Below are 13,318 nucleotides of genomic sequence, written 5' to 3' on the forward strand. Positions count from 1 at the left end.
AAGAAAAAGCGGACCCGCGACAGGTCCGCTTTTGCCCTTGCGGGCGATGCGCAACCAAGGTGGGCTTAGCTGCTCATGTCATAGGCACGCTCGCCGTGGACCGACAGGTCGAGGCCGTTTGTCTCGGTCTCGGCGTCTACGCGAAGCGGGGTGATGGCTGCAACCACCTTGATCAGCACAAAGGTGACAACTGCCGTAAAGGCACCCACAATCACAAGGCCTCCAAGCTGTGCTGTCCATGTGCCTAGGCCAAACAGCGCGATCATCAGAGTGCCAAAGATGCCTCCGACACCGTGCACGGCAAAGACGTCCAGCGTGTCGTCAATGTTCAGCTTGTTGCGGATGACAAATACGGCCTCCTGACACAGAACACCTGCAACGGCACCAATAATCAGCGCCTGTACCGGGCCCACAAAGCCCGAGGCTGGAGTTATTGAGGCCAGACCCGCAATGGTGCCTGTGACCAGGCCGACCATTGACGCCTTGCCAAAGCGGATCTTCTCCCACAGTGCCCAGGTCAGGGATGAAGTTGCGGCGGACAGATGTGTGACGGTCATGGCCATCGCGGCGCCTCCGTCAGCAGCCAGTTGCGAGCCGCCGTTGAAACCGAACCAGCCGACCCACAACATCGCGGCACCGATCATGACAAAGCCCGGATTGTGCGGAGGCGTCGTGCGGTTGCGGCGCGGACCGAGGATCACGGCGATGATCAACGCGGCCAGACCGGCGGTCTCGTGAACAACAATGCCCCCAGCAAAGTCGCGCACACCGATCTCACCCAGAATGCCGCCATCGGACAGAATCCCGCCGCCCCAGATCCAGTGGACCACCGGCGCGTAGCACAGCAGCATCCACAAGCCTGAGAAGGTGAGGACAAAGCCAAAGCCGACCCGCTCGACATAGGCGCCAACGATCAGGGCGGGGGTGATGATCGCGAAGGTCATCTGAAAGGCAAAGAACAGGATTTCGGGTAGGGTGCCCGCCAGGCTGTCGGCATCGACACCGGTCAGGAACGCTTTGTCCAAGCCACCCCACAGACCGCTTTCACCGGGCCCGAAAGCGATGGAATAGCCCGCGACCAGCCAAAGGATGCTCATTAAACAGGCAATCGAGAAGCAGTGCATAAACACGCTGAGGACATTTCGGGCACGCACAAGCCCACCATAGAACAGGGCAAGGCCCGGCAATGTCATGAACAGGACCAGTGCGGTTGCCACAATGATCCAGGCTGTATCGGCTCCGTTCATGGGCCGGTCTCCTTTTTTGCCGTTTGGGCGTCGGCCGGGCAAACCGCCACGGCCGACACCTCGTGAGTGGTGTGCGGCGGGTTGAAGCTGAGCTGGATCGGGGAAAAAAGAGGCAAAGGTGCAAAAAGGCGCCTATTTAGACGGCTTTTCGTCAACTGACGCTCAATTTTGCGTCAACGCAGTATAGTTGCTGTAAATTTAAGCGGTTTGCGAAAGACCGGAATAAAGCATTTCCAGCGCATGATCCCGCGCGGCCTGACGGACCCTTTCGCGCCCCAGAGCGCCGAACTCGACAGTTTTGGTGCGCGTAGGTTGCCCTTCGGCGGCAAGGCCAAAGCACACGCGGCCTTCGGGTTTGAATTCTGACCCTCCGGGGCCTGCGATGCCAGTGATCGACACGGCCAGTTGCGCGCGCGATTGGCGCAGAGCGCCATCGGCCATTTCTTGTGCGACCTGCTCTGAGACCGCGCCATAGGCGTCCAGTGTCTCGCCGCGCACGCCTAGCATCTGCTGCTTGGCGTCGTTGGTGTAGGTGACGAAACCCCGGTCCACCACGGCCGAGCTGCCGGGGATGTCGGTCAAAGCAGCAGCCACCATGCCGCCCGTGCAGCTTTCTGCGGTCGCGATCATGATGCCTTGGGCTTTGGCTTGGTCCAGCAGCTCGGTTACGGTCATAGGCCCAACACTCCATGTGCGATCCCGGCCAGAACCATCACACCGATGGCGGCAAAGACCCCGGCGATCACATCATCCAGCATCACGCCCATTGCGTCTCCTTTACGATCGGCCCAGCCGACCGGGCCGGGCTTGGTGATGTCGAACAGCCGGAACAGCAGGAACCCCGCGAGCCAACCGGGCCAGAGCGCGGTGATCTCGATCCCGTGTGCCCAGCTTGGGTAGGAAATGGCCCAGAGCGCGATGAACTGGCCCGCGACCTCATCGACGACGATCTCGGACGGGTCGTGATCCTCTTGCCCGGCGGTCATCACTTTTGTGGCCCAAAGGCCCGCGAAAAACACGACGAGCGTCGCGAGGACGAGCAGGGGGAAGCCGCCCAAAATGTGCAGGACCCAGACCAGAGGCAAGGCCGCAAGCGATCCCCATGTGCCGGGGGCAGGGCGTAGATATCCGACGCCGCAGACGGTTCCGATTAGACTCGCGATGTTCATGCTTTCACCAGACAGGCAGTGGCGAGCGACGCAATGCCTTCGCTACGTCCGGTAAAGCCCAGACGCTCGGACGTAGTTGCCTTGACCGAGACCTGATCGGCGCGCAATCCCATAATTTTAGACATTTCTTCTTTCATTTTCGGGGCATGAGGGCCGATCTTGGGGTATTCGCAGACCAGCGTGCAATCCACGTTCGAGATGCGGTAACCCATCGTCTCGGCCAGCTCGACCGCATGGTGCAGGAAGATCTCGCTTGCCGCGCCTTTCCATTGCGGGTCCGAGGGCGGGAAGTGCTGGCCGATATCCCCCTGCGCCAGCGCGCCGTAAATCGCGTCGGTGACCGCGTGCATCCCGACATCCGCGTCGGAATGCCCTTGCAGCCCGCGCTCATGCGGGATTTTCACACCGCAGAGGATCACGTGATCGCCATCGCCAAAACGATGCACGTCATAGCCGTTGCCCAGCCTCACATCCATATTCGTTCCCATTATCCGTTCCGCCCGTGCAAAATCTTCGGGGCGGGTGATTTTCAGATTGTCCGCGTCGCCCGGCACAATGCAAACCTCAAGACCTGCGGCCCGTGCGACCTCAACATCATCCGCAGCGCCACCCGGATGCGCGGCATGTGCTTTGACAATGGCATCGTAGTCAAATCCCTGAGGGGTTTGCGCGGCAAACAGGTTGCTGCGGTCCTGCGTCCCAGAAACCGAGCCATCATGCCCGATCCAAAGCGCATCCGTAACGGGTAAACCGGGGGCTGCGGCCTGGTGGGTACCCAGTGCGCTCAGGACATTCTGAATGAGATGTTCCGAGACACAGGGCCGTGCCACGTCATGGATCAGCACACGGGTCACTTGATGATTTGCCAATGCTTGCAGTCCGTTACGAACCGAGCTTGCCCGACCCGCACCACCTGCGCACAGTATCAGGTCGGTCTCGCGAAACTCTTCCCAGGCCGGAGCGTCTTCGTCCGACAAGACCAATACGATGTGGTCGACAAGGCCACGGAACCGGTCGATCGTCCAATCCGCCACACGACGACCGGCCAGCGCGCGCCATTGCTTGGGCGTGCCGCCTCCTGCGCGCAGTCCACGCCCTGCGGCAACGATTATGGCAGCTGTGGTCATGGTCGGGTTTCTCCGGAGTCCTGCGCTTTGTTTAGGGGGCGGTGAATGCAGAGGCAATCACCCATGGTAATGTGATTAAAAAATAGGCAAGTGATGATTTTGCAGGCTTGATGGCCGTCGTTTTGTTGTTCATATGCTTCGAATTCGATATCAAATCCGCAATTGCCCAAGGATTAAGCACGTTGACGCTGCACCTCGCCGACAAAACCGTATCTCCGCCTGTGTTACTGGCCCCGATGGCTGGAATCACGGATCGCCCGTTCCGCGATCTGGTGATGCGCTTTGGCGCGGGCATGGTGGTCAGTGAAATGGTCGCCAGTCAGGAAATGGTGCAGGCCAAACCCGGCGTGCGCGAGCGGGCCGAGCTGTCGGCAGATGTGGAGAACACAGCGGTTCAGCTGGCCGGGCGTGAGGCGCATTGGATGGCTGAGGCTGCCCGTCAGGTGGCAGATCGTGGCGCGCGGGTGATCGACATCAACATGGGCTGTCCCGCCAAGAAAGTGACTAACGGCTATTCCGGCTCGGCCTTGCTGAAGACACCGGATCACGCCCTGAGTTTGATCGAGGCCGTGGTTGAGGCTGTTGATGTCCCCGTGACGCTGAAAACGCGGCTGGGCTGGGATGACGCGTTGCTGAATGCCGCAGACGTGGCGCGCCGGGCCGAGGAGGCGGGCATTCAGATGGTCACGATCCACGGGCGGACACGCTGTCAGTTTTACAAAGGCCGTGCCGATTGGCAGGCGATCCGAGCGGTGAAAGAGGCGGTCTCGATCCCCGTCATCGCAAATGGGGACATCGTGGACACGCATGCGGCCCGCACAGCGTTGAAGCAATCGGGCGCGGATGGCGTCATGGTTGGCCGAGGGGCGCAGGGCAAGCCGTGGCTGCTGGCGCAGATCTGCCATGAGGTCTATGGCACCGACGCGCCAGAGATCCCTGAAAGCGCGGATCTGATCGACATGGTGCGCGCGCATTATCAGGCAATGCTGGACTTTTATGGTACCGACCTTGGACTCCGCGTCGCTCGCAAACATCTGGGCTGGTACATGGATGAGGCCGGAACGCCCGCGCCTCTGCGTCGCGCGGTCCTGACCTCGCGCGATACGGATGAGGTGCTGCGCCTGTTGGGTGACGCGCTGGAGTGTCAGCAGGGAGTGGCGGCATGACCTCGGATCAGAGCATCTGGAACTCGCTACCCGTTCCAGCCTTCATTATCGACCAAGACGACCGGATTGCGGATGTGAATTCCTCGGGCGAGGGGTTCCTGAACGCCTCGCGCAAGTCGGTGATTGGCCACCCCGTCTGGGATCAGATAGCTGTTGATGCCCCGCTAGAGGAAGCCTTTGACCGCGCGCGCGCTCAGGGAACGCCTTTGTTCGTCAACGATGTGGATGCAGGGTCGGGCAACCGCGCACCGCTACAATGCGCCTTGCAAATTGCGCCACTGGTTGGGCATCCCGGGTCGATGATCATGATCATATCCCCGCGCGAATTGGCGGGGCGCATGACTCGGGGCAATACGGTCAAATCCGCCGCACAATCCGCCATCGGAATGGCCGAAATGCTGGCGCATGAGATCAAGAACCCACTGGCGGGGATCACCGGCGCCGCGCAATTGCTAAGCATGAATATCGCGCCGCAAGACCTAGAACTCACAGATCTTATCGTTGCCGAAAGCCGCCGGATCGTGAAACTGCTGGAGCAGGTCGAGCAATTCGGAAACCTGCAGCAGCCCGATTTCAAGCCGGTCAACATCCACGATGTCCTGGACCGCGCCCGCCGTTCGGCCTTGTTGGGCTTTGGCGCGGATATGGCCATTGTCGAAGACTATGACCCCTCGCTGCCGCTGGCCTTTGGCGACCCGGACCAACTTCTGCAAGTTGTTCTGAACCTGTTGAAAAACGCCTCCGAGGCGGCTGGTCCGCAGGGCGGTACAATCCGCTTGCGTACCTATTTCGAACATTCCTTCCGCTTGCGACGTAGCGATGGGTCGGGACACTCGCTGCCGCTGCAAATCGAGATCATTGATGACGGGCCGGGCCTGCCGGAGAAAATCCGCAGTGACATCTTTGACCCCTTTGTCTCGGGCAAGGAAAACGGGACAGGGCTGGGGTTGGCCTTGGTCAGCAAGATCATCTCGGACCATGACGGCTGGATTTCCGTCGATTCCGTACCGGGGCGGACCGTTTTCAAATTGTCGCTGCGTCGTGCGCCGGCTGAAAATAAAAAACCGAAAGAGGAGAGTATCTGATGGATGGCACCGTTCTGGTCGCGGATGACGACCGCACGATCCGCACCGTTCTGACACAGGCTCTGACGCGCGCCGGATGTAAGGTGCATGCCACATCCTCGCTGACCACGCTGATGCGCTGGGTTGGCGAAGGCAAAGGGGACGTGGTGATCTCGGACGTAGTCATGCCGGACGGTAACGGCTTGGAAATGCTTCCAAAGATCGCCGAGGACCGTCCTGGCTTGCCGGTGATCGTGATCTCGGCTCAGAACACGATCATGACCGCGATCCAGGCGGCCGAGGCGGATGCTTACGATTACCTGCCCAAGCCGTTTGACCTGCCGGACCTGATGAAGCGGACGGCGCGTGCCTTGGAGCAGAAGCAACGCCTGCAGAGCGATCCCGAACCCCAAGAGAATGAGCGCCCGGATGAATTGCCTCTGGTAGGGCGCACGCCGGTGATGCAGTCGCTTTATCGTCTGGTGGCGCGCGTGATGAACACCGATCTCTCGGTCATGATTTCTGGTGAAAGTGGGACCGGTAAGTCACTGATTGCGCGGGCTATTCACGATTTTTCGGACCGTCGAACCTTACCGTTTGTGACGGCAACGGCGGCTGATCTGCGCGACCTCGAAGGCCCCGCACGCGTTATGGCGCGGGTGCGTGGCGGGACGCTGCTGATTGATGAGATCGCCGATATCGATGACGAGATTCAGGCGCGGATCGTGCGGATGATGGATACGCCAGGCGACCACGTGCCCCGCTTCATGGCGACCAGCCAATCGGATCTGACTGCCGGGATGGAGGGCGGGCGTATCCGTCAGGACCTCTACTACCGCCTCTGCGGCGCAACCATCCATGTCCCGGCTCTGCGTGAGCGGGTGGATGATATTACCCTATTGGCCGAGCATTTTCTGGCCCGCGAGGAAAAAGACCTTGGGTCCAAACGCTGGCTCAGCGCTGATGCGGTTGAGCTGGTCCGGCGCTATTCCTGGCCGGGCAATGTGCGGCAGTTGGAGAACGCGATCCGCAGGCTCAGCCTGACTAGCCGATCCGACGAGATCTCTAAGGCCGAGGTAGAGATGGTTCTGGGCAGCCAACCCGAAGCCGAGCCCGTTCTGGGCGGAGGAGAGCGTGAGAAGCTGGCAACCTCGGTTGAACGCCATCTGCGCCGCTATTTCGATCTGCACGGCAATATGCTGCCACCTCCGGGCCTGTATCAGCGCATTTTGCGGGAAGTTGAGGCCCCGTTGATCGAAATCGCACTGGAAGCCACCGGCGGAAACCAGGCAAAATGCGCGGATTTACTTGGGATTAACCGAAATACGCTGCGGAAAAAGATCACGGACCTCGATATTCAGGTGACACGCCGTCGCAAACTGATGTAATATCGCCACACAAAGCGTGGCATTCGGGTATCGCCCGGGAATAGACCACGAGATATGGCGGTTCGCTGCGAAAGCAGCACATCAGGATGAGGGCAGACGGTGGCAACCCGGGCACAGAGCGGGATTCTCCCATCGGTTAACCGGTGGCGCAGATCCCGGAAACTGCGCAATTACAGCACCTTCGGGCTGGTTCTTCTGGGGCCGGTCTTGGCGCTTGCGACATATCTTGTCATTGGTCCTTTCGATCTGGGCGCAACTGCCCCGACGTTGCGCCTGATTCTGCTGGCCGACCTCGTTTACGTGCTGGTCGTTGCGGCTCTGGTGATGAGTCAGCTGGGCAGTCTGATCGCGGCGCGGAGGGCCAAATCAGCGGGATCGCGCCTGCATTTGCGTTTGATTGGCGCGTTTACACTGCTGGCACTGGTGCCGACGGTGACGGTCGCGATCTTTGCCGGGTTGACGGTGAATATCGGCCTTGAAGGCTGGTTCTCGGACCGGGTTCGGCAGGTTGTGGGGTCGTCGCTGACGGCAGCCGAGGCTTATGAGCTTGAGCATCGGCAGGGCCTGACACAAGACGCCGCCGTTCTGGCGCTTTTCCTCGACAATGCGCGCGCCCGCGATTTCTACATTTCGGATGCGGAATTGCGCGAGGTTCTAGCGCAGGGGCAGGCTCAGATCCAGCGTGGCCTGCGTGAAGCCTATGTGATTGACGGCGACGGTGAGATCCGGTCGCGTGGCGATCGCTCTTACCTGTTTAATTACGAAGCGCCGACCCCCGAGCAGATGGCCACAGCCACCGAAAGTGGCCTTCTTATCATCGCGGATTGGCAGAACAACGAATTCCGCGCGCTGGTGCCCTTGCAGGCGTATCTGGACCGCTACCTCTATGTCAGTCGTGAGGTCGACGGCCAGTTGCTGACGCTGCTGGATGACACTAAGGAAACCGCGCAATTCTATCAACAGCTTGAAAACGAACGCGGAAGGGTGCTGTTCGAGTTCGGCCTCCTCTATCTCGGGTTTGCGCTGATCCTGATCCTTGCGGCGATGTCGCTGGGGATGTGGTTCGCGGAACGCCTCTCGCGGCCCGTTGGGCGCCTGACCACAGCTGCTCAAAGGGTCGGTGCGGGCGATCTCAGCGTGCAGGTGATCGAAGAGGCCAGCGATGACGAAATTGCCATGTTGGGTCGGTACTTCAACCAGATGACACGGCAGCTGAAAGGCCAGCGGGACACGCTGCTCGAAAACACTCGCCAAATCGAAAGCCGCCGACGCCTGTTCGACTCGGTGCTGAGTTCGGTAACTTCGGGCGTGGTCGGCGTCGACCCGGAAGGGTGCGTGACCTTCGTCAACCGATCAGCCGAGCGGCTGCTGGATTGGTCCCGGGGCGAGGAACATCTGGCCATCGGAATCGCGGTACCCGAATTCCTGCCTCTGTTCGAAAGCCTGAAAAGCAGCGGGCAAGAGGCAGTGCAAGGTGAGATCAAGGTCACCCGCAAAGGCCAGCTGGAGAACCTGCTGGTGCGGATGGCCACGCGGCGGGGCGAAGATGGCGGGCTTGAGGGCTATGTTGTGGCCTTTGATGACGTCACAGATCTGGTCAGCGCGCAGCGTATGGCGGCGTGGGGCGACGTGGCCCGGCGCATTGCGCATGAGATCAAGAACCCTCTGACCCCGATTCAGCTGAGTGCGGAACGGATCAAGCGAAAGTTCTCGCGCAAGCTGGAGGAAGAGGATTGCGATATCCTCGTCTCCATGACCGACGTGATTGTGCGTCAAACCAATGATTTGCGTCGGATCGTGGATGAGTTCTCGAAATTCGCGCGCATGCCCGAGCCTGAACGGAGCGAAGAAGATGTTGTTGCGCTGGTGCGCGAGGCGGTGCTGCTGCAACAGGCTGGTCAACCCGAGGTGCAGATTGACGCGGATCTTCCGGACCAACCGATCCCGGTGGATGTGGACGCGACCATGCTGAATCAGGCCTTCACCAACCTGATCAAGAATGCCGGGGAAGCCATTGAAACCCTGAAGGAAAAAGGCGCTCCTGAAAACCTGAAGCCGCAGATCAAGGTAGCGGTCTCCAGCGACGATGCCGGGACGATCATCACCATTGCAGATAACGGGATCGGGCTGCCGGAAGACCGTGCGCGGTTGTTTGAGCCCTACGTAACCACACGCGACGAAGGGACCGGGCTGGGCCTGCCCATCGTCAAGAAGATCATCGAAGAACACGGCGGAGCGCTGACGCTAGAAGACGCGCCCACCTTTGACGGACAGGACCATTTCGGCGCAATGGCCGTGATCCGTTTACCGGGGGCGAACCTCCCATCCAATTCAGCGCCACAGAAGCAGGCGATTAAAACCAACATAATGAAAGCAGGCCAAAGATGAGCGACATTCTGATCGTAGATGACGAACGCGATATTCGCGAACTGGTGTCCGACATTCTGGAGGACGAAGGCTATTCAACCCGGCTGGCGGCGAACTCGGACGAGTGCATGTCGTCGATTAATTCTGAGCCGCCGGGGCTGTTGATCCTGGATATATGGCTGAAAGACAGCCGCATGGACGGGATTGATATTCTGAAGGCGGTGAAACGCGACAACCCGGATGTGCCGGTGGTGATTATTTCGGGTCACGGCAATATCGAGATCGCCGTCGCCGCCATCAAACAGGGCGCTTATGACTTTATCGAAAAGCCCTTCAACATCGACCAGTTGATGGTCGTGATCCGCCGCGCGATGGAGACGTCGCGCTTGCGTCGCGAGAACGCTTCGCTGAAACGCAAAGAGGTGAGCTGCTCGGATATGATCGGCAAATCGGCCTCGTTCCGGGCGATGCAGGGCCAGTTGGACAAGGTCACCAAGTCGAACGGCCGTGTGATGCTCAGCGGACCGGCCGGGTCGGGCAAGGAAATCGCGGCGCGCTATATCCACGCGCATTCCAACCGAGCCAACGCGCCCTTCGTGACGGTCAACTGCGCGGGGATCGAACCAGAGCGGGTCGAAGAGGTTTTGTTCGGGCGCGAAAGCAGCGAACGCGGTGTGGAGCCGGGCCTGCTGGAAGAGGCCCACGGCGGTGTGATCTATTTTGACGAAGTGGCTGATATGCCCTTGGGCACCCAGTCCAAGATCCTGCGTGTACTGGTTGATCAGCAATTCCAACGCGTTGGCGGCTCGGACAAGGTACGGGTTGATCTGCGCGTGATTTCCTCGACCAATAAAAACCTCGACGATGAGATTGTGGCTGAGCGATTCCGCGAGGAACTTTATCACCGTCTGAATGTTGTCCCGATTGACGTCCCCTCGCTGGAGGATCGTCGTGAGGATATTCCGGTTCTGGCGCAGCACTTCATCGAAATGTGCAATGAAACGCAGGGCCTGCCGGTTCGGGAACTGTCTGAGGAAGCGGTTGCGCTGTTGCAGACCATGACATGGCCCGGCAACGTCCGTCAGCTGAAGAACCTGATCGAGCGTGTTCTGATCCTCGGCGATGGCACAGGCCCGATTGAGGCGCGCGAGCTGCCGAGCGATGAGGACAAGGCCGAGGATTCGGGTCGTGTGGTCCTGTCCGGCGCGCTGGCCACTCTTCCTCTGCGCGAGGCGCGTGAGGCGTTTGAGCGGGAATATCTGCTGACGCAGATCAACCGGTTTGGTGGCAATATCAGCCGCACCGCCAGCTTTGTCGGGATGGAGCGCAGCGCGCTGCATCGCAAGCTGAAATCGCTGGGCGTTGTGACCTCGAACAAATCGGGCGCGCGCGTTGCACAAATTGATGAGCCGGAACCGGCAGAGTAATCTACCGGGAAGGTCACGATGGGTATTGGCGCGTCATCCACGGGCAAGCGGCTTGAGACCCGGGGCTATCCGGGCTTCGGCAAGCGCCTGAAACGGTTGCGCCGGTCCGTCGGGTACAAACAGACCTATCTGGCCGAGCTGCTGGAGGTGGATCAGGCCACAATCTCGCGTTGGGAGAGAGGTGGACAGACGCCGCCTCCGGACACGCAACAAGCGGTTTTTGCCGCGCTCGGTCCAAAGCGATTCGATGACAGTGCGTTGAGGCGCTTGGTAATGAATTCCGCCGATTGCCTTCATTTGGTGGAAGAGGCGAGCCACAAATGCCTTGCCTATTCCGCCAGTCGGGCAAGGGACTGGAACACCAGCCAGAACGCGCTTTTGGGCGTGTCGCTCTGGCAGTTTGCGACCGAAGAAATCCAGAAGGCCGAGGCCGAGTTGGAAGCCGAAGGGTGGTGGGATATGCACACGCCCGCGCCCAAGGCTTTCCAGACTTCCGAGGCCATTCACGACCGTATTCGGATCAGTGCCGGACAAATCTTCTGGGAACGTCTCTACCTGTCTGACGGCACGCCGGTTCGTCTGGTCAGCGGGACGAAAGCAGGCGCATAATTTATGCGTTCCGTGGGCTGAGCAGGCGCTGTAGAAGCGCTCCATGATACAAGCATTTCAGGTTCTTCTCCTCTGGCTGGCCGGTCTGGGCGCAGCCACGCAATTTGCCAAGATTGCCGTGCCGTTTCCCGAGCTTGTGTTGCTTTACCCCGATCATGCCGAGAGCATGGGGTGGCTGTTGTCGATCATTAGTCTTCTGGGCGCGGTTCTGGGTGCTGTGTCCGGTGCGGTCGTCGGGCGCGTCGGGGCGTTGAAACTGCTGATTGGCGGGTTGTGTCTGGGCGGCGCGCTGTCGATCTTTCAGGCGAGCCTGCCAGGGTTTTACACCATGCTGGCCACCCGGTTTGTCGAGGGGGTCTCACATCTCGCCATCGTCGTCGCGGCGCCCACGCTGATCGCTCAGATCACGAGCGGCAAGGCGCGCAATATCTCGATGGTGTTGTGGAGCACATTCTTCGGCGTGGCCTTTGCGCTGAACGCCTGGATCGGCCTGCCGCTCGTCGAGCATTTCGGGCTGCCGTTCTTCTTCGCTCTGCACGGCGGCCTGATGATCGCCGTCGCGGGTCTGATCCTGCCTTGTGGATTAAAGGTCCAACCATCCCAGGGTGCTGCCCCTTGGCGTTGGGGCGAACTCTTTGACGTGCATCTGCGCACCTACCAGTCGCCCTTTGTGTCGGCCCCGGCCATAGGCTGGTTCTTCTACACTTTAACCTTCGTCTCTTTGCTGGCCATCCTGCCGGGTCGGCTGCCCGTAGGGCATGCCGCGACTGTTGCGGGTCTCATGCCTTTGGCAGGCATTGTTCTAAGCTGGGTCGCCGTCCCGATCCTCTTGTCCCGCATGTCCTGCGTTGCGGTCGTTAATCTGGGGTTTGCGCTCGGCATGACGGCTATCGCCGGGGTGTTTCTTGGCGTGCCGCTCGAACTCGTTTGTGTATGTCTGTTTGCGGTGCTGGGTCTGGTGCAAGGGGGTAGTTTTGCCGCCGTGCCGATCCTGAACCAAACGCCTGAGACGCAGGCCCTCAGCTACGGCGCCATGGCGCAGATGGGCAATGCGGGGAACCTGTTGGGTACGCCGGTCCTATTGGCTGTCCTCGGACGGACGGGGGAGGCCGGCATGTTGATCACAGTGATCGGGATCTACGTGGCTGCGATCCTTGCGCATGTCGCATTGGCGCGAAAACGAGCGCTCCGTCAGCCGGCCTGACCGGGTGTGATGATCTGAAACGACCCGTCATCGAATTTGACGAAGCAGGATTCAGTATTCAGCGGAGGCAGGGTCGTCGTACGAGTCGCCGGAACACGGGATTTCACGCCGGACTTGCAGGGCGGCAGGCTGACGGGGCGAAACCCTTTCTGCGCCATGCACTGTGCTTCAACCGTGTTGCGCAGGGGCTGGTTGACGTCGACCGTGTAAATGCGCCCCGGCTCCCACCAGCCGCCACTGCGATAGCACCGTCCGCTCCCGTCGCAATAGGTGCGGCCTGGCCAATAGGTCGGCGGCCCCTGACGGACCTGGTTGGCAACCGGTGCCTGTTCAAGTGCCTGAACCTTACACTGAGTGGTTTGTTCCTGCATCTTCGAGACGCTTTCCCCCTCGCGATAGTATATGGAAAGCGGGCCGCAGGCGGTCAGCAGCATCACTGGAACAAGCAGGTGAACGAGTGTTTTCATATGCTTATTCTGCCCGAAAAGGTCGGGTATGACAATTCAATTGACCCTCTCAGGACCATCTGTCATTCAAAGATTTCAGGCAG

At 60.1% G+C, this 13,318-nt stretch carries 12 protein-coding genes; 7 read left to right on the forward strand and 5 right to left on the reverse strand.

The features are described from left to right. Window positions 1-65: 65 nt before the first annotated feature. The 4 genes from ACR0AI_RS01810 to ACR0AI_RS01825 form a co-directional block, all read right to left on the reverse strand. Window positions 66-1,247 (reverse strand): ammonium transporter, encoded by a 1,182-nt coding sequence (locus ACR0AI_RS01810; RefSeq protein WP_480671113.1) that lies wholly within the window; start codon window positions 1,245-1,247, stop codon window positions 66-68. A 198-nt stretch (window positions 1,248-1,445) separates the two neighbouring features. Then, window positions 1,446-1,922, reverse strand: coding sequence for a CinA family protein (locus tag ACR0AI_RS01815; protein WP_480671111.1), 477 nt, complete (start codon window positions 1,920-1,922; stop codon window positions 1,446-1,448). After that, a complete protein-coding gene (locus ACR0AI_RS01820) occupies window positions 1,919-2,416 on the reverse strand; it encodes a phosphatidylglycerophosphatase A family protein (RefSeq protein ID WP_480671109.1) in 498 nt (165 codons plus the stop codon). The genes ACR0AI_RS01815 and ACR0AI_RS01820 overlap by 4 nt, the downstream gene beginning before the upstream one ends. After that, the gene (locus ACR0AI_RS01825) at window positions 2,413-3,543 is read right to left on the reverse strand and encodes a bifunctional 2-C-methyl-D-erythritol 4-phosphate cytidylyltransferase/2-C-methyl-D-erythritol 2,4-cyclodiphosphate synthase (RefSeq protein WP_480671107.1); all 1,131 of its coding nucleotides are present in this window, start codon (window positions 3,541-3,543) and stop codon (window positions 2,413-2,415) included. Before ACR0AI_RS01825 ends, ACR0AI_RS01820 begins: the two co-directional genes overlap by 4 nt. 182 nt (window positions 3,544-3,725) lie before the next feature. Between ACR0AI_RS01825 and dusB the strand changes: the two genes are divergently transcribed. The 7 genes from dusB to ACR0AI_RS01860 all read left to right on the forward strand — a co-directional run bounded on the left by dusB (window position 3,726) and on the right by ACR0AI_RS01860 (window position 12,768). Then, window positions 3,726-4,709 carry a tRNA dihydrouridine synthase DusB gene (dusB, locus tag ACR0AI_RS01830; protein ID WP_480671105.1) on the forward strand — a complete coding sequence of 328 codons (984 nt, stop codon included), beginning with the start codon at window positions 3,726-3,728 and terminating at the stop codon, window positions 4,707-4,709. Continuing rightward, the gene (locus ACR0AI_RS01835; RefSeq protein WP_170659687.1) at window positions 4,706-5,794 is read left to right on the forward strand and encodes a two-component system sensor histidine kinase NtrB; all 1,089 of its coding nucleotides are present in this window, start codon (window positions 4,706-4,708) and stop codon (window positions 5,792-5,794) included. Before dusB ends, ACR0AI_RS01835 begins: the two co-directional genes overlap by 4 nt. Next, window positions 5,794-7,161 carry a response regulator gene (locus ACR0AI_RS01840; RefSeq protein WP_170373863.1) on the forward strand — a complete coding sequence of 456 codons (1,368 nt, stop codon included), beginning with the start codon at window positions 5,794-5,796 and terminating at the stop codon, window positions 7,159-7,161. The genes ACR0AI_RS01835 and ACR0AI_RS01840 overlap by 1 nt, the downstream gene beginning before the upstream one ends. Window positions 7,162-7,260: 99 nt before the next feature. Next, complete coding sequence (locus ACR0AI_RS01845) at window positions 7,261-9,549, forward strand: sensor histidine kinase NtrY-like (protein ID WP_480671103.1); 2,289 nt, start codon at window positions 7,261-7,263, stop codon at window positions 9,547-9,549. Further along, on the forward strand, window positions 9,546-10,955 hold the full coding sequence (gene ntrX, locus ACR0AI_RS01850; protein WP_170373861.1) for a nitrogen assimilation response regulator NtrX: 1,410 nt from the start codon (window positions 9,546-9,548) through the stop codon (window positions 10,953-10,955). Before ACR0AI_RS01845 ends, ntrX begins: the two co-directional genes overlap by 4 nt. Before the next feature lie 18 nt (window positions 10,956-10,973). After that, the gene (locus ACR0AI_RS01855) at window positions 10,974-11,564 is read left to right on the forward strand and encodes a helix-turn-helix domain-containing protein (RefSeq protein ID WP_170641853.1); all 591 of its coding nucleotides are present in this window, start codon (window positions 10,974-10,976) and stop codon (window positions 11,562-11,564) included. A gap of 43 nt (window positions 11,565-11,607) precedes the next feature. Further along, window positions 11,608-12,768, forward strand: a complete 1,161-nt coding sequence (locus ACR0AI_RS01860) for an MFS transporter (protein ID WP_480671100.1) — start codon at window positions 11,608-11,610, stop codon at window positions 12,766-12,768. On the opposite strand, the gene ACR0AI_RS01865 is transcribed toward ACR0AI_RS01860, so the two are convergent. Then, a complete protein-coding gene (locus ACR0AI_RS01865) occupies window positions 12,756-13,235 on the reverse strand; it encodes a hypothetical protein (protein WP_170466659.1) in 480 nt (159 codons plus the stop codon). The two genes, ACR0AI_RS01860 and ACR0AI_RS01865, sit on opposite strands and share 13 nt — an antisense overlap. Window positions 13,236-13,318 lie beyond the last annotated feature (83 nt).

It is taken from the genome of Ruegeria sp. BG3, from assembly GCF_056538485.1.

Coding starts and splice junctions, on each gene's coding strand:
- ACR0AI_RS01820 (WP_480671109.1), bottom strand. CDS start 2,416: ATGAACATCGCGAGTCTAATCGGAACCGTCTGCGGCGTCGGATATCTA.
- ACR0AI_RS01835 (WP_170659687.1), top strand. CDS start 4,706: ATGACCTCGGATCAGAGCATCTGGAACTCGCTACCCGTTCCAGCCTTC.
- ACR0AI_RS01855 (WP_170641853.1), top strand. CDS start 10,974: ATGGGTATTGGCGCGTCATCCACGGGCAAGCGGCTTGAGACCCGGGGC.
- ACR0AI_RS01860 (WP_480671100.1), top strand. CDS start 11,608: ATGATACAAGCATTTCAGGTTCTTCTCCTCTGGCTGGCCGGTCTGGGC.
- ACR0AI_RS01825 (WP_480671107.1), bottom strand. CDS start 3,543: ATGACCACAGCTGCCATAATCGTTGCCGCAGGGCGTGGACTGCGCGCA.
- ACR0AI_RS01810 (WP_480671113.1), bottom strand. CDS start 1,247: ATGAACGGAGCCGATACAGCCTGGATCATTGTGGCAACCGCACTGGTC.
- ntrX (WP_170373861.1), top strand. CDS start 9,546: ATGAGCGACATTCTGATCGTAGATGACGAACGCGATATTCGCGAACTG.
- ACR0AI_RS01815 (WP_480671111.1), bottom strand. CDS start 1,922: ATGACCGTAACCGAGCTGCTGGACCAAGCCAAAGCCCAAGGCATCATG.
- ACR0AI_RS01840 (WP_170373863.1), top strand. CDS start 5,794: ATGGATGGCACCGTTCTGGTCGCGGATGACGACCGCACGATCCGCACC.
- ACR0AI_RS01865 (WP_170466659.1), bottom strand. CDS start 13,235: ATGAAAACACTCGTTCACCTGCTTGTTCCAGTGATGCTGCTGACCGCC.